At 40.6% G+C, this 23,668-nt stretch carries 20 protein-coding genes; 13 read left to right on the top strand and 7 right to left on the bottom strand.

Annotated features, from left to right (window positions below; translation table 11 throughout):
- Positions 1-34: 34 nt before the first annotated feature.
- From AC1XUO_RS10115 to AC1XUO_RS10080, 8 genes are all read left to right on the top strand, one after another.
- Positions 35-1,219 (top strand): beta-ketoacyl-[acyl-carrier-protein] synthase family protein, encoded by a 1,185-nt coding sequence (locus AC1XUO_RS10115; RefSeq protein ID WP_483329664.1) that lies wholly within the window; start codon positions 35-37, stop codon positions 1,217-1,219.
- Between the two features lie 52 nt (positions 1,220-1,271).
- A complete protein-coding gene (locus tag AC1XUO_RS10110) occupies positions 1,272-2,240 on the top strand; it encodes a beta-ketoacyl synthase chain length factor (RefSeq protein WP_483329663.1) in 969 nt (322 codons plus the stop codon).
- Positions 2,230-3,000: a polysaccharide deacetylase family protein gene (locus AC1XUO_RS10105; RefSeq protein ID WP_483329662.1), complete on the top strand. Its 771-nt coding sequence runs from the start codon at positions 2,230-2,232 to the stop codon at positions 2,998-3,000. The genes AC1XUO_RS10110 and AC1XUO_RS10105 overlap by 11 nt, the downstream gene beginning before the upstream one ends.
- Positions 2,987-3,619, top strand: coding sequence for a flexirubin biosynthesis/transport protein LolA2 (gene lolA2 / locus AC1XUO_RS10100; RefSeq protein ID WP_483329661.1), 633 nt, complete (start codon positions 2,987-2,989; stop codon positions 3,617-3,619). Before AC1XUO_RS10105 ends, lolA2 begins: the two co-directional genes overlap by 14 nt.
- Before the next feature lie 36 nt (positions 3,620-3,655).
- Complete coding sequence (locus AC1XUO_RS10095; protein WP_483329660.1) at positions 3,656-4,012, top strand: ApeI family dehydratase; 357 nt, start codon at positions 3,656-3,658, stop codon at positions 4,010-4,012.
- Positions 4,013-4,064: 52 nt separating this feature from the next.
- Positions 4,065-5,222, top strand: a complete 1,158-nt coding sequence (locus AC1XUO_RS10090) for a DUF2062 domain-containing protein (protein WP_483329659.1) — start codon at positions 4,065-4,067, stop codon at positions 5,220-5,222.
- Between the two features lie 40 nt (positions 5,223-5,262).
- Positions 5,263-6,195 carry a M90 family metallopeptidase gene (locus tag AC1XUO_RS10085; RefSeq protein ID WP_483329658.1) on the top strand — a complete coding sequence of 311 codons (933 nt, stop codon included), beginning with the start codon at positions 5,263-5,265 and terminating at the stop codon, positions 6,193-6,195.
- Positions 6,196-6,408: 213 nt separating this feature from the next.
- Entirely contained in the window at positions 6,409-9,036 is a 2,628-nt protein-coding gene (locus AC1XUO_RS10080) for a sodium-translocating pyrophosphatase (RefSeq protein WP_483329657.1), read from the top strand.
- A gap of 67 nt (positions 9,037-9,103) precedes the next feature.
- Here AC1XUO_RS10080 and AC1XUO_RS10075 read toward each other — a convergent pair whose 3' ends face one another.
- The 3 genes from AC1XUO_RS10075 to AC1XUO_RS10065 form a co-directional block, all read right to left on the bottom strand.
- Positions 9,104-9,382 carry a hypothetical protein gene (locus AC1XUO_RS10075; RefSeq protein WP_483329656.1) on the bottom strand — a complete coding sequence of 93 codons (279 nt, stop codon included), beginning with the start codon at positions 9,380-9,382 and terminating at the stop codon, positions 9,104-9,106.
- Positions 9,383-9,521: 139 nt separating this feature from the next.
- Positions 9,522-10,145, bottom strand: coding sequence for a class I SAM-dependent methyltransferase (locus tag AC1XUO_RS10070; RefSeq protein WP_483329655.1), 624 nt, complete (start codon positions 10,143-10,145; stop codon positions 9,522-9,524).
- A gap of 154 nt (positions 10,146-10,299) precedes the next feature.
- Positions 10,300-10,944 (bottom strand): hypothetical protein, encoded by a 645-nt coding sequence (locus AC1XUO_RS10065; protein WP_483329654.1) that lies wholly within the window; start codon positions 10,942-10,944, stop codon positions 10,300-10,302.
- A 195-nt stretch (positions 10,945-11,139) separates the two neighbouring features.
- On the opposite strand from AC1XUO_RS10065, the gene AC1XUO_RS10060 reads away from it, so the two are divergent.
- The 5 genes from AC1XUO_RS10060 to AC1XUO_RS10040 all read left to right on the top strand — a co-directional run bounded on the left by AC1XUO_RS10060 (position 11,140) and on the right by AC1XUO_RS10040 (position 17,950).
- Positions 11,140-12,507 carry a Gfo/Idh/MocA family protein gene (locus AC1XUO_RS10060; protein ID WP_483329653.1) on the top strand — a complete coding sequence of 456 codons (1,368 nt, stop codon included), beginning with the start codon at positions 11,140-11,142 and terminating at the stop codon, positions 12,505-12,507.
- Positions 12,508-12,659: 152 nt separating this feature from the next.
- On the top strand, positions 12,660-13,820 hold the full coding sequence (locus tag AC1XUO_RS10055; protein WP_483329652.1) for a lycopene cyclase family protein: 1,161 nt from the start codon (positions 12,660-12,662) through the stop codon (positions 13,818-13,820).
- A gap of 92 nt (positions 13,821-13,912) precedes the next feature.
- Positions 13,913-15,145 carry a multidrug effflux MFS transporter gene (locus AC1XUO_RS10050; RefSeq protein ID WP_483329651.1) on the top strand — a complete coding sequence of 411 codons (1,233 nt, stop codon included), beginning with the start codon at positions 13,913-13,915 and terminating at the stop codon, positions 15,143-15,145.
- 35 nt (positions 15,146-15,180) lie between these two features.
- Positions 15,181-15,951 carry a dienelactone hydrolase family protein gene (locus AC1XUO_RS10045; protein ID WP_483329650.1) on the top strand — a complete coding sequence of 257 codons (771 nt, stop codon included), beginning with the start codon at positions 15,181-15,183 and terminating at the stop codon, positions 15,949-15,951.
- Between the two features lie 220 nt (positions 15,952-16,171).
- On the top strand, positions 16,172-17,950 hold the full coding sequence (locus tag AC1XUO_RS10040) for a DUF885 domain-containing protein (protein WP_483329649.1): 1,779 nt from the start codon (positions 16,172-16,174) through the stop codon (positions 17,948-17,950).
- Positions 17,951-18,053: 103 nt separating this feature from the next.
- On the opposite strand, the gene AC1XUO_RS10035 is transcribed toward AC1XUO_RS10040, so the two are convergent.
- From AC1XUO_RS10035 to AC1XUO_RS10020, 4 genes are all read right to left on the bottom strand, one after another.
- Positions 18,054-18,968, bottom strand: a complete 915-nt coding sequence (locus tag AC1XUO_RS10035) for an RpnC/YadD family protein (protein WP_483329648.1) — start codon at positions 18,966-18,968, stop codon at positions 18,054-18,056.
- Positions 18,969-19,208: 240 nt separating this feature from the next.
- Positions 19,209-19,415, bottom strand: coding sequence for a hypothetical protein (locus tag AC1XUO_RS10030; protein WP_235153828.1), 207 nt, complete (start codon positions 19,413-19,415; stop codon positions 19,209-19,211).
- 266 nt (positions 19,416-19,681) lie between these two features.
- A complete protein-coding gene (locus AC1XUO_RS10025) occupies positions 19,682-20,863 on the bottom strand; it encodes an AGE family epimerase/isomerase (protein ID WP_483329647.1) in 1,182 nt (393 codons plus the stop codon).
- Between the two features lie 80 nt (positions 20,864-20,943).
- Entirely contained in the window at positions 20,944-23,577 is a 2,634-nt protein-coding gene (locus AC1XUO_RS10020; protein WP_483329646.1) for a glycoside hydrolase family 2 protein, read from the bottom strand.
- Between the last annotated feature and the right edge of the window lie 91 nt (positions 23,578-23,668).

Raw genomic sequence — 23,668 nt, 5'->3', positions numbered from 1 at the left:
TTCTACTTTATTAATCTCGACGTTTTAGGAATAAATGGCAGTACGGATAACAGGTTTAGGGATTATTTCTGCAATTGGGCTGACCGTTGCAGAAAATCTGTTTTCGTTAGAAAACAGCAGGTCCGGTATTGCACCTGTGAAATATTTAGATAGTAAAAAAGATTTTCTGGTTGGGGAAGTGAAATGCGCTAATGCTGAGTTGTCCGATTATCTCAACATAAAATCTCAACCCGTTTCCAGAACTTCATTGCTTGGTCTGGCCGCTGCAAGAGAGGCCTGGGGCAGGAATCGTCATACACAAGAATTGCGTACAGGTTTTATCTCTGCTACTTCGGTCGGAGGAATGGATACGACCGAGCGATTTTACAGGGATTATCTGGATCAAAATAATCCTGATTATGCTGTTTTGAGATGCCACGACAGCGGAAGTACAACGGAGCGAATTGCCGCAGAACTCGGAATTTCAGGATATATCAATACACTTTCAACGGCCTGTTCGTCGGGAGCTAATGCGATCATGCTCGGTGCCAGGCTCATTGAACAAGGGAAGCTCGACCGTGTTTTGGTAGGTGGAACAGATGCATTGACCAATTTTACGATAAACGGATTTCGTTCACTGATGATTTACGATGATCAGTGGTGCCGTCCTTTTGATGAATCCCGGACAGGACTAAATCTTGGTGAAGGTGCTGCATATTTGTTGTTGGAAAGTGACAAAAGTGCCAGGATTTCAGGTAACCCGACGATTTGTTGTCTGAGCGGCTGGGCGAATGCCGCAGATGCATACCACCAGACCGCATCTTCGCCGGAGGGAACCGGAGCGACGATGGCTATCCAGAATGCAATTGAAGTTTCCGGGCTGAGCGCTTTGGATATTTCGTATGTGAATGCGCACGGAACTGGTACGAAGAATAATGATCTTTCCGAGTCTACGGCGATGATTAATATTTTTGGTGACAATATCCCTTATTTTAGCTCAACCAAGCCATTCACAGGACATACCTTAGCAGCCGCTGGTGCCATCGAGGCTGTTTTTTCTGCATTAGCTATTCAAAAAGGATTAATTTTCCCTAATCTGAATTTTAAAACGCCAATTACAGAAACAGGTCTTGTACCTGTAACCGAGTTGCAAAAAGACCAGCCGGTCGTGGCTGTTCTGTCAAATTCTTTCGGATTTGGTGGAAATAATTCTTCTTTGGTTTTTTCTGTTAACCGATAAGAGAGTCAGCTTTTTGTTGTTATCCTTTTGTGAATTAATAAGTTATTAAAAAATGTATATAAACGCTGCGTCTACGATTTCTCATCAGCCTACATTTCAGAATGCAGGTTTTTCGGAATTGATTGAGCCGCTCGATAATTCTTCCGAACTGATAAGTCCGAATTATAAAGAATATATCGATGCCGGGCTTCTTCGCCGGATGAGCAAGATCTTGCGAATGTCCGTTGCAGCAGCGAAAGAATGTTTGAAACAAGCAGAAATAGACCAGCCGGGAGCCATTATCGTAGGTACAGGTTTAGGATGTTTACAAGATACGGAGAAGTTTTTAAGCACTTTTTTATCCATTGAAGGCCTTCTTCCGCCAACCTCTTTTATTCAGTCCACCCACAACACCATCGCCGGCCAGATTTCCCTGAGTATTGGAAATCATGGTTATAATATGACACATACACAAAATACCCTTTCCTTTGAACATGCCTTAATCGATGCATCGTTGCTGCTTGGCGAAGGAAAAGATAATATTATAACCGGCGCGGCGGATGAGTTTATCACATTTTTGGACGAAGCTGCTGAACATCTCGCTGCATCGTCAAAACGTCATCTGACTTCCGGGGCTTCATTTTTTATATTAGGTAAAAATAAAACGGAAACGTCTGTTGCCAGGGTAAAGGATGTGAGGACAATGGGTCTTATTCAGGATATTGATGCTGCGATTGATTCATTTTTGCTGGATAATTTTCTAAATATTTCCGAAGTTGACCTGGTTTTGTATTCTGATTTTAGCGAGAGGGAAATGATGGAGTCGTTTGCGCATCAGTATTTTAATGAGCACTATCATACGGATTCCAAACTGATCAATTGTACGAAACTGTCAGGATTATATCCTACGAATTCAGCCTTTGCAATGCATTATGCAGTCGACAGGATTCAGCTGGAGCCAAAGCTGAAAAACGTTTTAATTCTCAACGGGTTGAATAAAATAAATCTGGGTTTAATCTTAATAGAATCTCTTGAAGCATAATATAGTTACGGCAATCACCGGAATTTCGCTTGTTCTCTGCGGATTCGCTTTTTGGGAGACGGGATATGTTGAATATATTCTGGGAATTATTTCGGTTTTTTATCTGATTAGCACTACCTACGGCTCGTTTCAGATCCGCGCCAATTATTTTGTAACATCTATTCACAAAGGAAAGAAAAAGTCAATTGCACTTACTTTTGACGATGGTCCGCATCCTGAGAATACCCCTCGAATTTTGGATATTTTGAAGGAAAAGGGTGTTAAAGCAACTTTTTTTGTTATTGGAAAAAATGCTGAAAAATATCCTGACCTGGTACTCCGGATTGATGCCGAAGGGCATATTGTTGCAAATCATTCTTACAGCCACAATTATCTGATCGGTTTTTTCTCGACAAAACGTTTGAAAAATGATCTGACGAATTGTAACGATATTGTTCATCAGATACTTGAAAAAAAACCGAAACTTTTCCGACCACCTTTTGGTGTAACAAATCCTCGTTATGGGAATGTTTTAAAGGAATTGAACTTGCAATCCATCGGTTGGTCATTGCGTAGTTTTGATACCCGTGCGAAAAATAAGTACCAATTGATTCAGAATGTAATTTCAAAACTGCAAAAACGTGATATCGTTTTACTTCACGATCACCTGCCCGTTACCGCAGACGCACTTGAAGACTTAATCGAACATTGTCGCAGTAAAAAAATCGATATCCAGCCGCTTCCGTTAATAATCAACAAAGAACCTTATGAAATTTTATAAATTATTTCTTCTGATTATCCTGATTACCAGTGCTCTATCTGCCCGTTCACAGGAATTTAAAAAGGCTGTAAACCCGGATAAAATTTTGTCAGATCTCAGGAAATCATCACAGGCAACCACATCGATTCAGGCAGATTTCCGGGAGGAAAAATATTTGTCATTTTTGAAAGAACCTGAGAAATCGAGTGGGGTTTTTTATTTCAAGAAGTCCGATCAAATGCGCTGGGAACAGCAGTCACCTTTCAAATATATCATTTTGATAAACGGAGATAAATTGCGTGTTCAGGATGGCAGCAAGGAAAAAAATATGAGTTCGGCTGGACGTATGGCCGGTCAGATCAAGCAGGTGATGCTCGGACTTGTAAATGGAGATTTTCAGAACAGCAAGGCATTTACCCTGGCTTGCATGGAAAGCTCCGATCAGTATATGGTCGTTCTGACGCCAACCAACAAGCGAATGAGAAGTGTTTATTCCAAAATCAACCTGGTTTTTTCCCGCAGTAGTCTTCGATTAAAGGAACTTACTTTTTTTGAGAAAGGCGGAGATAAAAGTGTCATGAAATTCCTGAACGAGAAATTTAATCAGCAAATTGCTGAGTCGGTGTTTTCGAAATTATAGTGCCTGTTTCTGGAATTAATACCAAATTGCACCGTTATGTTTCTCAATAATCTCTATACCATATCGGAAATCTCGTCCGATTCTCAATCCATTTCTGCTGTAATTATCCTGGATCCTGCGCATGAAATTTTTAAAGGACATTTCCCGGGAGCACCTGTGATGCCAGGTGTCGTTCAACTGCAGATTGTAAAGGAGTTATTAGCGCAGCATCTCAAAAAGAATCTGATGATGAAAACCATGCGGGTTTGTAAATTTCTTCAAATTATTAATCCTGAGAAAACACCTGAGATTCGGATTGATATTAAATTTACTGAGGGAGAAGTCATTGATGTCGTCGCTTTGGGAAGTTCTGAGGAGATTATCTTTTTTAAAACGCAAGTTTCTTATATTTAAAGCCGGATTTGCGCCATTGGAGTGCAAAAAACTCACCGTCTGATATTAATCAATGACTTTAAAAGATATTCATTGCTGCATTTTAATACCTACTTACAATAATCAAAAAACGCTTCGCAGTGTTATTGATGGTGTTTTAGCATACAGCTCTGAGGATATTATTGTCATTAACGACGGATCTACTGATGATACTGCTTTAATTCTTGAGTCTTATCGTGGAAACATCCATATACTGACGAATGAGAAAAATAGTGGAAAGGGATTTTCGCTGCGACGTGGATTTAAAGAAGCTACGACGTTGGGTTATAAAAATGCCATTTCCATTGATTCTGACGGACAGCATTTGCCTTCGGATATACCTCTTTTTATAGAAACCGCATTGAGAAATCCAGGCGCACTGTTGATGGGTTCCCGAAATATGGATCAGGAAGGCGTGCCGGGGAAAAGTTCTTTTGGGAATAAATTTTCGAATTTCTGGTTCAAATTCGAGACCGGCCTTACCTTGCCAGACACACAAACCGGTTTCCGGCTTTATCCCCTTGATGCGATCAGGGAAATCAGGCTTTTTACTTCGAAGTTTGAGACTGAAATTGAAGTAATCGTTAAACTCGCCTGGCGCGATGTGAAGATCATTCCAATTAATATTCAGGTTATTTATGACAGTAATGAGCGTGTTACGCACTTTCGGCCTTTCCGCGATTTTACACGGATCAGCATTTTAAATACTTACTTTGTTATTCTGACATTGCTTTTTTATCTACCGCGCAGACTTTTTTATTATGTAAAAAAAAAAGGTCTTTGGCAGATTATTAAAGAGGAAGCGTTGAAAAAAAATGAAAGCAATATAAGTAAGGCGAAATCAATCGGCTTTGGTATTTTTATGGGAATTGTTCCGATCTGGGGATTTCAATTGCTGATCGGTATTCCTCTTTCGATCTATTTTCGAATGAACAAGGTACTTTTCCTGACCGCTGCGAATATCAGTTTGCCACCATGTATTCCTCTTATTATTTTCGGGAGTTATAAATTTGGCGGATTATTTTACAGAAATGGCGTGGAGTTGACTTCTTTTCAGGATTTGACGTTGGAATCAATCCATGTGAATTTTGTTCAGTATTTTATCGGTGGCACTTTACTTGCACTATTTTCCGGGCTTGCGGCCTTTACTATTTCATGGCTGGTTTTAATGACCGTCCGAAAAAATTCCTAAACTTTCAATTTTGCTGGTCTGCCCTGATCAAGTTTAACCTATGAATTCCACAATTACTTCCGTCTCGGATTTTAAAACCTATCATGAAAATCATTTAAAGTCGGCGCGTTTACGGACGATTGGCTGGGAGCTGGCGGTAATGATCTTGTTTGGCGTTCTGGCTTATTTTAGTAAACAAACCGTTTTGTATATCCTCGGTTTCGTAATTGTAGCCGTTATCGCAATCATTCACCAATATTATTACAAAAAGTCTTATGCCCGAATAGCGATTTTCAAAACCCCTTTTCCCGACACGTGGCGTGAAATTCTGAAAAAACATTCCGTTTTCTTTCAAAGCCTGGATGCGAAAAAACAAGGGTTGTTTGAAAAACGTGTTCAGTTATTTTTGCTTGAAAAAAGGGTTGAAGGAATTGATACCGAAATCGATGATGTGGTGCGCGTCCTGGTTGCTGCCAGTGCAATTATTCCAACTTTTGCATTTCCTGCTTTTGATTATCCTGACCTGAATGAAGTACTCGTTTATCCGGCGTCGTTTAGTGAAAAATTTCAAATAGGGGAGAATCAGAAAGCTGAAAATATTGAAGGAATGGTTGGAAATCGATACATGAATCATTCGCTGTTGCTATCGAAACCTGCTTTGCTTAGTGGTTTCAACGGAAGAAACGGAGATGAAAATGTCGGTATCCACGAATTTGTTCACTTGCTGGATCGGGAAGATGGCGTGGCCGACGGTATGCCTGAGCGCCTTGCCGATCATGCCTACGTACTGCCATGGCTGCATTTGATAAAAAAAGAGATACAGGAAATTAGAAGTGGCGATTCTGACATTAATCCTTATGCGATCACCAATAACGCCGAGTTTCTCGCAGTAGTCAGTGAATATTTCTTTAATAATCCGGAGGAATTTCATGAAAAACATCCGGAATTGTATGATATTTTGTCAAGATTCTATCATTTGGCTCCGGTAAAATGATCAATTCGTTGACTATTAAATGTTTGGATATATTTTGGTGATAGTTAACTATGACTATTTATTTTATTTATAAAAATAGTGATATACGGTTTCTATGTATTTTAACAAAAAAAATAGGAATTAATCAAAAATAAGCGTTTTTGGATTTTGTTATGTGGCCTCATTCTCTATATTTACGAGAATTTAAAACCGTTAACCTAATTCATATCGCGCATGAGTAATATTACCTATTTAGTGCCAGTTTTAGGCCTGATTGGCTTGCTGGTTATGTTTTTTAAAAGAGGTTGGGTTATCAGGCAAGATGCCGGTGACGGAAACATGAAAGAAATTGCAGATGCCATTGCCGATGGCGCGCTCGCATTTCTAAAAGCTGAATGGCGGGTACTCATCGTCTTCGGTATCATTGTCAGTATTTTATTAGGATATTCCGGCACACTGGTTGAAAATTCCAGTGTTTTTATTGGTGCCTCTTTCATCGCCGGAGCCTTCATCTCGGCCTTTGCAGGATACATCGGGATGAATATTGCAACCAAATCGAATGTGCGTACCACACAAGCCGCGCGCACAAGTCTGACCAAAGCACTCGAAGTTTCATTTACCGGTGGTTCGGTCATGGGAATCGGCGTCGCGAGTTTGGCTGTGATCGGGCTTGGCGGTCTTTTTATTATACTATATCATTTTTTTGTTGGCGATAGTTCAGAGGTGAATGGCCTCGGTATGGAGAAAGTGCTGGAAGTTCTTGCCGGTTTTTCACTGGGCGCTGAATCGATAGCGCTTTTTGCACGTGTTGGTGGAGGTATCTATACCAAAGCCGCCGACGTGGGTGCTGATTTAGTTGGGAAAGTGGAAGCAGGGATTCCGGAAGATGATCCGAGAAATCCGGCAACCATAGCGGATAATGTGGGTGATAACGTAGGAGACGTGGCAGGTATGGGCGCCGATTTATTCGGTTCGTATGTTGCAACAATTCTTGCCACAATGGTTTTAGGTCGCGAAATCATTACAGAAAGTGCTGATAATTTTGGAGGAATTTCTCCCATATTGTTACCGATGGTGATTGCCGGAGCAGGGTTGATCGCTTCCATCATCAGTATGCTATTTGTGAAAATAAGTAGCGATAGTGGCGACGTCCAGGGCGCTTTAAACCGCGGTAACTGGGGCTCCATTATTTTGACACTGATTGCCTGTTATCCGCTAACCATGTGGATGTTACCAGAAGGCGTGCTCACCATTCGGGGGGTAGAGTTTACCTCCATGCATGTATTTTATGCTATTTTGTTAGGGTCAATCGTGGGTGCAATTATGTCAACAGTGACTGAATACTATACAGCAATGGGTAAGCGACCGGTGCAATCGATTGTAAATCAGTCTTCTACCGGGCATGCGACAAATATTATCGGTGGTCTTTCTGTTGGTATGGAATCAACTGTTATTCCCACACTGGTTTTGGCAGCAGGGATTTTTATTAGTTACGAATTTGCAGGTTTATACGGCGTCGCTATTGCAGCCGCCGGTATGATGGCGACGACTGCCATGCAGCTTGCCATTGATGCTTTCGGGCCTATTGCGGATAATGCGGGTGGTATCGCCGAGATGGCACATTTACCAGAGGAGGTTCGTGGTCGGACAGATGTGCTCGATGCAGTGGGAAACACGACGGCTGCTTCCGGAAAAGGATTTGCTATTGCGTCCGCAGCGCTTACTTCCCTTGCTCTTTTTGCAGCTTTTTGCGGTGTGGCGGGGATTAGTTCGATTGATATTTATAAGGCCAACGTGCTGGCCGGACTTTTTGTAGGAGCGATGATTCCGTTTATTTTTTCTTCTCTTGCCATAGCGGCAGTAGGCCGCGCAGCAATGAAAATGGTGGAGGAAGTTCGTCGTCAGTTCCGTGAAATACCAGGTATTATGGAAGGGACTGCAAAACCCGAGTATGACAAATGTGTCGCAATTTCGACTGAGGCTTCTATCAAGGAGATGGTGGCTCCCGGATTAATCGCTTTGCTCGTTCCGGTTATCGTCGGATTTTTATTCGGTCCGGAAGTATTGGGCGGAACATTGGCAGGCGTTACGGTTTCAGGTGTTTTGATGGGTATTTTCCAAAACAATGCGGGGGGAGCCTGGGATAATGCGAAAAAATCATTTGAAAAAGGCGTCAACATCAACGGTAAAACTTATTACAAAGGCTCTGATCCGCACAAAGCTGCGGTGACGGGTGACACGGTCGGTGATCCATTCAAAGATACCTCTGGACCATCGATGAATATCCTGATTAAACTGATGTCTATCGTTTCACTTGTGATCGCTCCGCATATCGCCGTGGTTCCGGCAGCAGGGGAGGTTAATGTTATTGAAGAGGAAGTTATCGAAATGCCTGTTCAAAACATTGAAACAACAACGCTTGATCTGAATGGGACTAAATTAAATATCGCCGCTTCCGGAAATCCTGTTGAAGCAGCGTTGCTGGATTTTGTCAAGTCGGATAAAAAAGTTGACAAAGAAACCTGGTTTGATTTCGACAGGTTACTTTTTGAGACAGGAAGTGCGAAACTGCAACCTCAGTCGGCAGAACAGCTTGAAAATGTTGCTGAAATTCTGAAAGCATACCCGGAGGTTGAGATAAAACTTGGAGGATATACGGATAACACAGGAGATGCATCGGCTAACCTCAAACTATCGACCGACAGGGCACAATCCGTCATGAAAGAACTGTCGGATCTGGATATTGACAAGGAGAGGCTGGATGCCGAAGGTTATGGGGAAGAACACCCGGTTGCATCCAATGATACAGAAGATGGAAGAGCCAGAAATAGAAGGATTTCTATGAGAGTGACAAAAAAGTGATATAAAAAAATATAAAAAAAGCCGGATTAAATTTTCTTAATCCGGCTTTTTTATAAATTAATGTTTCCTAAAACTGTTGATATGCGAAAGTTCTGTTACTCTTTCTCCACACCTGTGAATTTTTTAATGTGTAGTTTGTGCCGATAACACTTGTTGTCGTCTCAAAATCCGGGGTCAGCACACAAGCGTTTTCTATATATTTTTCAAGTAATGCGATAGAACAGTTTAACGACGAATAGCTGATACCAGCATCGTTAAGAGTATGAAACAGATCTTTAAGTACTGCAAGATCCGTTTGGGCCATCAGTAAATTTTCGTGATTTGTTTCGAAAGATTCAAGGTTCATTTTTTTATTTATTAAGCTGGTTATTTAGTTACTTAGTATAGTAAAAAACCTGTACCAGCGAAATAAATTTAGCGGTGTATAAATCATTGAAACGGTACAAAGGAGAGTAACTTCTGTCGATCTTAACATATTGTTAATGTCACCGTTTCCTGTTCTTCATTCCTTTTTTGTCAACCAGGATTCCCAGGCCATAATGATTTGGATAATTGTATACCGACTGGCCGGTTGTTTTGGCAATATCTAAAACAGCTTGTTTTACTTCAGGAAAGCTTTCCGTATCATGAAAAATCGTGCAATCGCTGTGATTCGCAGTCCACAGACCGCATTCAAAGGTTTCTTTATACGTATGAACAATGTCCACATGCGCAAAATCATAACGGGAATTGTCTTTCAAAATCCAGTTCTGATAGTCGGATTTGATTAGTTCGATGTTCTGGTATACCGACAGCTTTTCCTTCGTTTGCTCGTAATGATTTTCTTTATTATCAGTATGAATATCACCTTCGAAGGTATCGACGCCAGTCACTTTTTTGAAATAATTAGAAAATACAACGGTGGAGTAACCAAACTCAACCCCGAATTCGATACAGCTTTCCCGGCCAATTGAAAACTCGTCCAGAATGTCTTCAATAATCAATTCCAAACCTTTCCAGGCAGAAACTACATCCAGCAAATTTTCCGGTTTGGCCAATTTGGAAGGTTGATAAGGTTTGAAATCGGGTTTGTTAAAAAATGTTTGTCTAATGACTCTGCTAAGGTTCATGAATTTTTTGTTAAGGTAAGTGCTGTTCAACTACATTTCAACCCACTCCTGTTAAGCTTGAAGATGCAGGCGCAAAGTTAGAATTACCACCTGGGGATTTTGTTTGATTCATATTTTATCTCAGACATAACATAAGTGATTCTGGAAAAAATGGTCAATTTGCAATCAGCGTTACATTGGAAACCCTGGCTGCCTCCAAAATTTCCGGGTTATGAGAGCAGATAAAAAGGCCAGCAATGATTTTATCAGATAGATTTTCCATTTTCTGAGAACCGACCAGTTTTAATGCTTCCCCTTTTTTTGCGGCTCTCATGGTGTATATTTTTCCTTTCCTTTGGAGCTGGATGGTTTGGGGATTTTTCTCTTTGCTGAAAATCTCATCCTCAGGATCACGCATTTTATCTCCCTTTTTTACCCGCCACTGCATGACAGTCAATCCGTCGCCATGCAATACTGCGCTGACATGTGCGGCATTGTCGTAAAGTGATTCCCTGATCATCCACCCAACTTTGCGATGCGGATCAGTGCCTTTCCCTTGAAATTCAAAGTCTGCTGTGAAGGTGAAATCTCCACTCATTTCTTTATATAAAAATTGAAATTCATCCCGTTCAAACCAGATATTATATCCACCTCCTTTAAGCGTATATGTTTTAGTTTCTTTATCGTATTCAGAAGTTCCGGGAAGTTTCGGAGTTCCGATGTCGGCGTTCAGATCAAAATCACCGATTTTCTTGGCTGGTGCAAAGCTTGATAAAAGCGAAACCGCCAGTAATGGATATAAAAATGCTCGACGAATCATGGCAATCCTATGTGTTAGCTATCAAAAGTTTTTTGGATAAATGTACATTTTTTTAAATTACTGGTAATATCAAAAGAATAACTATTGTAACAGCTCTATAAAAAATCGTACAATGCATTGAAGTATTTAAATAATAATCACTGCTTTAATGTTTAAATTATTACTAAACCGGCTAAAAACCTGATAACATAAACGATGGACAACTATAATATCAATCGTCGCCAATTTCTCTGCGGAGCTTCTGCATCACTTGCTTTGACAACACTTGGTGCTCAGGGTATGGATCTGAAAGATTCCGCAAAAACTTATAGAGTTGCTTTAATAGGCACCGGCTGGTACGGGAAAAGTGATTTGTTCAGATTAATCCAGGTTGCTCAGGTTGAAGTTATCGCTTTATGTGATGTCGATAGGAATCAATTAACCGAGGCTGGAAAGTTGGTCAGTCAGCGGCAGAAATCCGGAAAAACACCTAAACTGTATGGCGACCACCAGAAAATGCTGGCAGAAAACCAATTGGATATCGTTCTGATTGGAACTCCCGATCATTGGCATGCGCTGCAAATGATCGACGCTGTGAAAGCGGGAGCCAACGTTTATGTGCAGAAACCGATCAGTGTGGATGTGATGGAAGGAGAAGCAATGGTTGCGGCTGCCAGGAAATATAAAAAAGTTGTGCAGGTTGGAACTCAACGGAAAAGTACGCCTCACTTGATCGACGCCAAGAAAAATATTGTCGACGCGGGCTTGCTTGGCAAAATTTCCCACGTCGAAATGTGCTGTTATTATCACATGAGAGCAAATGGAAATCCTCCGGTTGAAGCTGTTCCGGAGTTTCTGGACTACGAAACGTGGACTGGTCCGGCGCCGCTTCGCCCTTATGACGGCATACCCCACGTACGTTGGTGGAGGACTTTCAACGAATATGGAAACGGAGTAATGGGTGACATGTGTGTTCACATGTTTGATACCGTACGCTGGATGCTGAAACTTGGCTGGCCAAATAAAATCAGCTCAACGGGTGGGATTTACGTGCAGAAAGAGGGGAAATCAAATATTTCAGATACACAATCTGCAATATTTGAGTATGACGGTCTTAATTGTGTCTGGCAACACAGAACCTGGGGCACTCCGGCTGATCTGGAATATCCTTGGTCTTTTACTTTGTTTGGTGAAAAAGGAACGCTGAAAGCCAGCACAATGGCCTACGATTTTATTCCGGTCGGGAAAGGAGAAAAAATTCATAAGGATGTTGTTTTTGAAAAAGAGAAGTATCCCGAAGATCTGAAAGAAGATAAGATAGAATTAAATGCTGCCCCTGCAACGCGTTTACATATGCTTGATTTCATTGCGGCAATCGAAAATGGTGGCCGGCCGGTGGCAGATATTGAAGAAGGGCATATCTCTACGGCGAGCTGTATTCTGGCAAATATTTCCATGAAAACAGGCCGGCCTATTGTTTACGATCCAAAGAAAAGGGAAATTGTTGGTGACAAGGAAGCGAACGGATTACTGGCCCGAACCTATCGGAAACCTTGTATACATCCAAATCCGGATAAAGTCTGATCATATTTGATTATTTAACGTTTCAGAATTATAATTTTTTTAAAACATAGAATCAAAGCAAAGCGCGCAAAGTTTTTTGAACTTTGCGCGCTTTGCTTTTTTAACTTTTACTACTTTGCGTGAAATAAACGAGCATAACTAAATTTTGTTAAATGCAATCAGAACAATACGACATTATTGTATGCGGAGGCGGAATGGCCGGTCTGAGCCTGGTATATCGTGCCTTGAAAGAGGGCGTTTGGAATAATGAGAAAATTCTGGTCGTAGAGAAAAACAGCAAAGACCAGAACGACCGGACCTGGTGTTTTTGGCAAAAAGAAGAAGATCGAACAGCGTTTGAAGAAATAATTTTCAGGAGATGGAGTAACCTTTTATTTTTCTCAAATAACGGAAAGGAAATCAAACTGGATACAGGTTCATACGGCTACACGATGATCAGGAGCATTGATTTTTATAAACATGTACTTTCGTTCCTTGAAAATCACGATCAGGTTAGATTTATAAATGAAGAGGTTAAATCAGTCGCCAGTAAAGTTGGAAAAGCTGAGGTGATGACCGCAACAGCCACTTACAGTGCAAAATATGTATTTAATTCGATCTATATAAAACCGTCATTAAAACGTCACGATCAATATTTTTTACAGCATTTTAAAGGCATCACAATTCAGACGGACGAATTCGAGGGAGATCCATCGCAGATAAACTTCATGGATTTCAGGACATCACAGGAAAACGGAGCAACTTTTTTTTACACCCTGCCATTTTCTCAAACAGAAATCTTCACCGAGTATACTATATTTTCTAAAAAGCTTTTAACACAAGAGCAATATGATGCCGGAATAAGAAAATACATTAGCGACATTCTGAAAATCAAAAACTATAAAATTATTGAGGAGGAGTTTGGTGTGATCCCAATGACTGATTACGCTTTTCAAAGGCGATCAGGAAATGTGATTAATATTGGAAGTGCAGGAGGTGACACAAGAGCTTCTACCGGTTACACTTTTTTAAACACACAAAAGACAATTTCCAAAATAATCCGTTCATTTGCTGAGAATAATCACCCATTCTTCAAGGATGAGCAGATCAGTCAAAAACATAAAGTCCTGGATGCCACGTTTCTGAATGTCTTTGATTTAGGCCGGTACCCCGGCGATGAAATATTCACGGATCTTTTTAAGAATGTAAAGGCGAAAACGATATTTAAATTTCTGGACTCGGAGAGTTCAGTTCTTGACGACCTGAAAATCATGGCCAGTCTGCGAGCAAAACATTTTATCGGACCCTTTTTGAAGGTACTGGCGAATAAGTAGGATTATATATTGCAAATAAGATTATTCTAAGATAATAGGAACTATAAACGCTTCTGTTTTCGTTGTCATGCTAATAAGTTCCGTCAACACGCATGAGCCGCAAACAATACTCCTACATGATCCTGATTTTAGGATCACTTGCCACTGTAAGTCCGTTTTCAATCGATATGTATCTGCCTGGTTTTCCCAGGATTGCAACGGATCTCAACACGACAATTGATAAAGTTCAACTATCTTTAACAGGATATCTGATTGGGATATGTATCGGTCAGGTGCTTTATGGCCCTCTTCTGGATCGTTTTGGGAGGAAAACTCCACTGTATGCCGGCCTTGTGATTTACATTCTTGCATCGATCGGCTGCGCACTTACCTCTTCTGTTGAGGCGTTGATTGTTATGCGATTTTTCCAGGCTATTGGTGGTTGCGTAGGATTAGTTTCTTCACAAGCTTTGGTAAGTGATTTATTTACAAAAGATAAGCGAGCAGAAGTTTTTTCTATGATTACGCTGGTAATCGCGGTTTCCCCAATGATTGCTCCGACGGTTGGCGGTTACGTGACTTCGGCTTTTGGCTGGAACTGGGTTTTTATCATTCTTGCAGGTATTGTGCTTCTGATTATCGCCGCGATTTACTTTTTTCTTCCAGCCGGCAAATCACCAGACCCGACTGTATCACTAAAACCACAAGCGGTTATTGGCAGTTTTCTAACGGTACTCAGACAGCCTCAGTTTTTAATTTATACGATGGCAGGAGGTCTGGCAACAGCGGCTCCATTTGCTTATATCGCTGGTTCTTCTGATGTTTTCATGAATATCTACAAAGTTTCTGAACAGCAGTACGGTTGGATTTTTGCGTTTCTGGCATTTGCCATGATCGGTTCCACCCAGTTGAATCATTTTCTGTTGAAGAAATACAATAGCGAGCAGATCATTAAAACAACACTGATGTATCAAAGCGTTGTCGGTACACTGCTTGTTCTGGGCGTTTATTACAACTGGTATAACCTGTATACATTGATCGGAATGATGTTTATTTTCCTGACAGGCCAAGGTTTGACCGGGCCAAATACATCCGCACTTTCTCTGGCACCCTTCAAAAAACATACGGGTAGTGCTTCTGCACTGATGGGAAGCTGGCGGATGGGAGCTGGGGCAATCATTTCTATTATTGTCAGTGTTTTGCACAACAATACCGCCATTCCTATGGTGGCGATGATGGCCGCCTGCTCGCTGGTGAGTCTGGTAATCCTGTTTGTTGGTAATGCAACTGTCAACAATGCTGCGCGAAACAGTGATGTTGAAAGTGAAGTTTCCATGTTGCTTTAATTTTGTTTTAAATTAGAAACCCATAAATCAAACCTATGAAAATCGAGAAATTTTACCTGTTATTTGCTTTACTCCTGATGACGTCTTCCGGTTATGCGCAGCTGCAACCTGTCAGTTATGCTGACGGAACTCAAAAATTAAATGGTTTCGCAGCAAAACCGAAAACCTCGAATAAGAAAAAAGCCGGCGTATTGATTCTTCCAGCCTGGATGGGTATCGATGCGCATTCTAAGAACAGCGCAGAAAAATTATCTGCCTTGGGTTATTATGCATTTGTGGCTGACATTTATGGTGAAGGAAAAGTACCAAAAGACCAGAAAGCGGCGGCAGAGTTGTCAGGTTATTTTAAGAAAAATTATACCGAATACCAAAAGCGTATCACACTGGCTTTAGATCAATTGGTGAAGGCTGGGGCCGATCCAGAGAACATTGCCATAATCGGATATTGTTTTGGCGGAACGGGAGCAGTTGAAGCGGCAAGAGAAAACTTCCCGGTGAAGGGAATTGTTTCCTTCCACGGCGGTTTGGGTCGTGATTTTTCTCGCGCGGTTCCAGCGATTAAGCCAAAACTTCTGATTCTGCATGGAGCCGATGATAATTTTGTTCCTGCGAAAGAAGTTGCGGCGTTTCAAAGCGAACTGAAAAAGGCAAACGCGGACTGGCAAATGGTTTATTATGCCAACTCCGTGCATAGTTTTACAGATCCAGCGGCAGGGAATGATAATTCCAAAGGCGCCGCTTACAATGAAAAAGCGGCGAAGCGTTCCTGGGAAGCAATGCTTCAATTTTTTGATGAATTGTTTTAATAAGGAAAAATTTATAAATCCTGCACATCAATTTCTTCTCACGGTCAAGTGGAGAAATTGATGCGCAGGATTTTCTTTTAATAACAATGGCGGGACACGCCATTAATTTGAGATAAATGTAAAATAAAAATTAGATTTTTTCGTCTGTTTTCTTAAACTTGGACAGGAAAATCGTTGAAGGCGATAAACCTGTTTTAGCCCACTACCTTAAATCCTTACAATGAACAAATCCCTGATTCTGGTTTTATTAATGAGTATTATTATGCAAGCCTGTCAACAAAAAGCTTCTGAAGAATTGCTTCCGCCGGTTGGCGAATTGTTTGATAATTATTATGAAGATAAGTTGCCTCTGTATCCGCTGGAAGCAACGATGAACGGTGATAACCGATACAATGATCAGTTTCCTAATGATCTGACAAAAGATTATAAAAAGAAGCTCGTTGAATTTTACAGCAAATATCAGGCGGAACTTGGGAAATATGATCGGGAGGAGTTAAATGAGGAGGAGAAAACCAGTTTTGATTTATTAAGCTGGGAATGCAGTATTAACCTGGAACTGCTGACTTTTCCGACACAACTTATGCCGATAAACCAGATCTTTTCAACGCATTTGGTGGTTGCCCAATTGGCCAGTGGAGCAAGTATGCAGCCTTTTAAAACAGTAGAGGATTATGACAATTGGTTGAAACGTGTTGATGGATTTACCGTTTGGTGTGATACTGCCATCGTTAATATGAGGGAGGGGATAAAAAAGGGATATGTCTTACCGGTACCTTTGATTAAGAAAATGATTCCTCAGCTGGCTGACATGGATCATGGCCCAACGGCGCAGCATTTGTTTTATACACCCGTAACGAAGTTCCCTGATTCTTTTGCCGCTGATGACAAGGCCCGATTGACGAAGGGATATACGGCAATGGTGGAAGAAAAGGTAATTCCTGCCTTCAAACGGTTACATGATTTTGTTGAGAAAGAGTATTTGCCGGCCGGTCGCTCAACGAGTGGTTTTATGGATCTTCCGAATGGGAAGGCCTTATATGACGCCTACATCAAGTATTACACAACCACTTCAATGACTTCCGACGAAATTCATGCGTTAGGATTGAGTGAGGTGGAGCGTATTTCTAAAGAGATGCTGAAAGTAAAAGAGCAGGTAGGCTTCAAAGGAAATCTTAAAGCATTTTTCGCTGATGTCAGAACTAATAAGAAGCTGATGCCTTTTACAAAACCGGAAGAGGTGATTGCGCATTTCAATCAGATTCACGAAACGATGAAACCTAATCTGAGAAAATTGTTTGATCTGACGCCGAAGGCAGCTTTTGAGGTGCGGCGTACAGAGGCTTTTCGAGAAGCATCTGCTTCGGCCGAATATAATCCGGGTTTGGCCGATGGTTCGAGGCCGGGCGTGTTTTATGTTCCGATTCCAAATGTGAAAGAGTATAACGACGTTTCAGACGAGAGTTTATTTTTACACGAAGCTATTCCCGGACATCATTACCAGATTTCGTTACAGCAAGAAAATAAAGCTTTGCCAACTTTTAGGAAAAATATTTGGTATAGCGCATACGGCGAGGGTTGGGCACTTTATTGTGAATCGCTTGGTAAAGAATTAGGATTATATACCGATCCGTATCAGTATTTCGGAATGTTAAGTGCCGAAATGCACCGCGCAATACGTCTTGTCGTTGACACCGGAATTCATTCAAAAGGATGGTCGAGAGAGAAGGCGATCCAATATTCAATCGATCACGAAGCGGAATCGGAGGAAAGTATCACCGCAGAAGTAGAAAGATATATGGCGGGCGCAGGGCAGGCATTGTCCTATAAAATAGGGCAGTTGAAAATCCGTGAACTACGTTCGAAAGCTGAAAAGGAAAAAGGTGATAAATTCAATATCCAGGTATTTCATAACAAAGTTTTGGAATCAGGATGTGTTCCGCTGAACCTGCTGGAAGCGAAAATAAATACCTGGATTACGGGTGGCGAAACAACAAAATAGTTCGATATATCAGAAAACAAAACGCTCCGAAAAGTCAATTTCCGGAGCGTTTCGTTTTATAATACCTGCACAATTAAGATAGACTGAGCTTTCAAATTAATTGTTATATTGTCTTTTGAACCTTCAAAACGAAGCTCTCTGTCACGTCGGCTAAACTGGCTATTTCTGATACCGAAAATTTAGCGGTTTTTAACAAATTTTTAACAAATTCGGTTTTGCTCTGTTCGATCCCTTTTTCAACTCCTTTGGTAATTCCTTCCTTGATACCTTCCTTTTTTGCCAGGTCCAGTACTAGCTCCCTTATTCCCATAGTCTTTTGGTTTTCGGTTAACTCTTCTATTTTTTTATCGAATTTAACATTATAATGTGGATCTGCAAAGCTTACATACCGCTGTAAAAAAATCAACAAATCATTGACTTTCCTCTTCTCAATATTTCTTCCAAGCAGATTTTTAGCAAGTGAAAATTTCAGATTATATAACTCATCGTCACCTAGATCCTTTTTCTTCAACGCCAGCATGACCGTTAGCACAACGACAGAAAATGGATTTTCATTTTTTAATAACCCTATTTCACTTTGGTCAGCTATTTTAAAAGTATTAAACTGAAAAACACACTTGGTGCCTAAATAATCGTACTCATATTCATATGGGCGAAATTTTTGGTTAGAATCTGTAAAGATTGCAATGGCTGTTACCGGCTTTCCATACTTATCCAGGATACGATAAAAATAAGTGAACATTCGCCTGGCGAAGTCTTTATCGTCGTAGCCCTGAACTTCAATATGGACCAAAATCCAATCTTCAGTTCCGCTCTTTGTAAACACCTTTACCAGTTTGTCAACAAATTTTGGCGATTCAATATCCTCAGTCGGAAACAGTTGTTCCAACTCTTTGTCCAGAAACTGAAAGCCTTTTTCTATATCAAAAAGCTCATCCGCGTTCTCAAAAAAGAAGCGTAGAAAATCTTCATAGACATTTTCCAATATGCCCTTCCATAGCGTGTCATTGCGTTTCATTGACTCGTGTGTTGATGAATTTTATGTAATCTCCCAACGAGTGTTTATTTAATTTTAAACACCAATCAAATAACTACATTTTTCAATAACAGACTGTCATGGAGCAAAATGGTCACACCGGTATATCAAGACGAGACGCATAAGAATAACATCCTAGCAAAAAATGCTAAGAAATCACTAACAAGAATTAAGACATGGCTGGACAGTCAGAAAGATATTCCTGACAAAATGGTAATAAAACTAACTGGCGATTGCTGAAAAACTCTTGGAATCTGTCAGAGCGGTGCCATTAATCATTTTTTTCTTCATTGCTTCGAGTCCGATGATGACCAGCTCTTTATATAGCTCCTGAAGGGTAATGCGTTTGTCGTTTTCTTCTAATTCAAGTTGAAGCTGTTTCGCTTTTAGATGAACTTTATCGGGTACGTCAAGATTAACTTTTGCCATTGTAGCGGAGTTAGGTTAAATTTTTATAGTTAGGTTGTATTTTTTGGTATACGCAAGAATTGTTCTATTTGATTAAAGAATCCGAAATAAAATCCGTTAGTGTGGGTAGTTTGCCAATATAATGAGGTAACGATGAGTGGTTGTCGTTATAAATATAGGAATGTGTTCCTAAATTTACCTTTTTTAAATAAATTTAATTACTCGTAGAATAAATAAATTAAAAGATTCTTTTAAAAGTTACATTAGAATAAGAATATTCACGTCTACTAATGTGCATTTTCAAGCCGTTTCCACATTTCGACACATGCTCTGGCATTGTGATATGGGCATTTCCAGAAATTTGCTTTGTCGCCGCGGATCTGAATACCGTCGTCTTTTACCGTGCCAAACCATTCTCCGCGTTCTTTGTCTACGAATTTATTCTCTATGTAATCCCAGCTTTTCTCCGCTTTTACCCTGAAATCTCCATTACCTGTGAGCTGGTATGCATTATAAAATCCTACCAATTGCTCGGCTGCAACCCACCAGCTTCGCTCGGTTTTGGTGTGATTGGTTTTGGGATCATATTCATAGTTTAATGCACCATCAGCACCAAGGCCTGTTAAAGCTGCTTCGGCCATCAGAATACATTGTTTACGCGTTTTGCTCAACAACTTTTCATCCTTTAAAACTTCCGCGGTTTCGTATAAAAGCCAGGACGCTTCAATATCATGGCCATAGGAAATTACCTGATCTTTTGTTTCCCATTTCTCGCTGAAAAACATTTCCATACGGTTGGTTTTGCTATTTACGATACGATCAAGTATTGCATTAAGCATGCCAATGGTTTGTTTTTTAAGCTTCTTATCAGGCCAAACGCGGTACAGATTTGTATAGGCTTCCACCAAATGCAAATGCGTATTCATACTTTTATTCCATGGACTTTTACTCAAAATAAAGTCGTCAGTATTCGTCCAGTCTCTGGAAAATGCTTCGCGGTAACCTCCATTCACAGGATCAAAAGCATGTTTTTCAATAATATAAAACAATTCCTTCGCACGTTCAAGAGCAGGAGGGAAGTTGGTCGTCCGGTAATATTCACTTAGACCATACAAGGCAAAAGCATTTCCATAAATCTGCTTTTTCATTTCCAACGGCTTATTATCACCATCTGTCGACCAAAACACACCACCATATTTTGCATCAATAAAATGAATCGAAAGGTCCTGGAAAGCGCGGTCAGCAACGATCAGATATTTAGGATCTTTGAGTAATCGCTTCGCCATTGAAAACGTCCAGAGAATACGGCTGGTGATCACAACGGCGTGCGGCGCATCAGCAATTCCTTCATTGTCATAATTTACCCGCCCATAAAAACCTCCGGTTTTTCTGTTAACAGCATATTTTTCCCAGTAACTGAGAATATTGAGTAACTCGATTTTAAAAGATTCCGGAGAAAAGTCAGCCATGGTTTTGATTGTTTATAAAAAAAGGAATACGCAATCTTAACTTACTTGTCTTTTCTCCGGTCTTTATATTTTGCGATAAATTATTTTATTTCAATAAATTGCTCTTTCACATTCCAGCCATCGAGTGACACGAGTGGCATTTCTTCTGATGAAGGTGTATAGTCCATAATTACCGTTTTATTTTCTCCCGGTAAAACAGACACATAATTGTCATCATAAAAAACAGGCAGAATTCGCTTTTTCGTTTTTGGGTCAACAAGTGATAATCGGTTGAAAAATGCCACAGGATTTTTTGCTGGATTTGATAAAGTCACTTCAATTTTTCCTTTTTCCAGCTGTTTTGTTCTGATACTGATCTCAGCCTTTGGCATTTTATTCAAACCGCTGTAATTACCTTCGGCATCGGGGAGCCAGTATAAATTATCGCTCACAATTTCCTTGTCCAGGTTCAACAATCTTAGCGATAAGAAAACGCCTTCTTTTTTTGCAAGTTCACGAATAGAAGTATTGAAAGGCGTAATCATTCTCGTAGTCGAAGGCCCTATTTCTGAAAATGCCTGTCCAAGACTGGTTTCTTTGCCATTCATATCAATCGTTTTGGCCACCCACATCAAATCATACTGATGTTTGAAGGTGTTATTTGCGATCATGATGGTACTATCGGCTTGGTTAAACATGATATGCAGAGGCGCACTTCCGTTTTTTAAACCGTATAAACAGGCATTTGGGTCAAGATAATAATCATACATCTGGCCGCGAAGCGATGTCCATGGATTTTGTGTTTTCCAGATGATTACACCGGTATACCAATCCCACATATGCGCAGTAAAACCTTCCATCAAAGATCGGTACTGATCATAATTCACAAGCTGTGCTTTTTTACCAAAATCCCGCAGATCTTTTGCTTTTCCGTAAGGTTCGATATATCCGCCGTAGCCGATATATTTGTGATATTCCCAAACCGAATCCACAGTTTCCTTTTTGTCTTTTGTATTGTAAACCGGTGGAACAAGATTTTCCTTTGACATGAAACGTTCCAGCGACTCATAATCCCCAACACCTACGGACCCGATTTCTGAGTTAAACGGCCAGGTTCTATATTCGAAAAAGCGTTTTAATGGCTGAATTCCATAAGGCCCGTCACCGTTTCCTCCAAGGAAATTGAAAGACATATCATCAGAATTTGAATAATCAACAAACCAACGAGTTCCGTCCAGCCTGGTCAGTATCGAATCACGAAGCGGAAGCATAATATCCTGTGGCAGCGTAATTTCATTTCCGCCACACCAGATGGCAAGCGACGGATAATTTCGTATCATCTTTATCTGGTCTGCCGCTGATTCAAGAAACAAATTATGATCGTCCGGATATTTCCTGCGTACCCACTGGTCGTCTCTCTTCATAGGGTCAACCCACCGGCCATTGCAATCACCGGATCCCCAGAAATCCTGCATAACCAGGATTCCGTATTTATCACAGGCGTCATAAAATTCAGGCCTTTCTGTCAGCGCGCCGCCCCAGATACGCAACAAATTCAGGTTCATATCCCGGTGGAAGCGAACTTCTGCATCATATCTGGCATCAGTAAAACGAAGCATCGCATCCGAAATAATCCAGTTTCCACCTTTAATAAATACGCGCTGACCGTTCACAGAAATTTGCTTGCTGCGCGTCACCGAATTCCAGTCAGCCTGGATCTCGCGGACACCCACATTAATTTTTTCCTCATCTGAAACCGTTCCGTTAATAACAAACTGAATTTTTGAAGCATACAAATGCTGGGCCCCATACCCATACGGCCACCAAAGTTTTGGGTTTTCCAGAGTAAGATCAGGCAAAGTAATTTCTGCTGTGGTATGCGGTTTTACTGTAATTTCTTTCGAAACTTTCTTTCCATCGATCGTGAATAGTAAAGTCCCTTTTAGAGAAGCGTTCGTTGGATTTTCGACCTCCGTTGAAACTTTAACCGTTGCAGGTTTCTGATTTCCTTCTGGTTTTCGCGGACCATTGACAAGCGTAACAATATGAGGGTTTTTGATATTGATTTTCCCTGTTTTTTCAATAATAACTTTGTCCCAGATCCCTGTGTTGCGGTCACGAACTGGCTGAATCCAGTCCCAGCCAGCCACATACTGATGTGCAACATTTTTGGCAATAGCGCCATCTCCGCCCTGCCCTCCATTTGGATTTCCAACTTCTTCGGGTGGGTAAACAATGACAGCCAGACGGTTGGTGCCTGATTTTTGTAATAGAGATGTGATATTAAAAGACTGACGAAGAAACATGCCGCTGTGCTTTTTAGCGTTAAGTTTTTTTCCGTTCAAGAAGATATCCGAGCTGTAATTCACACCCCGGAAATGAAGCCATACTTCTTCGCCAGGTTTAACGGTTTCAGAGAAATCTTTTACAAACCAATAAGTGTAATAGTCATTACCGGTTTTGAAAATATCAGGGATTTTCTCATTGTTCATGCCAATGAACGGATCCGGAATTTGTTTATTTTCCAGCATTGTGGTCAAAACAGTACCTGGCACAACTGCCGGTAGCCAGTTTGCTAAAGAATAAGCCGGAGAAGAAATAGCTTGTCCCTGATCTTTTACTTTCAGGATAGAGCTGCATTTCCAGCCAGCATTTAATTCATATTTGCTTTGAGCAAAAACGCCGGGATGTATAAGACAGGATAGGAGAAGAAAACTTGTAAATAGGAATTTCATTAGAATATTTGAGTATAATAATAATCATTACAGCAAATATATTCTAACAAAAAGTGAGAAAAAAGGAATAATATTGGTTTGATTAAAATAT

The sequence above is a fragment of the Dyadobacter sp. HNCC25DJ186 genome (assembly GCF_056895235.1).
The sequence above is the reverse complement of the archived record's forward strand: the minus strand, read 5'-3'. Positions and strand labels throughout refer to the sequence as shown.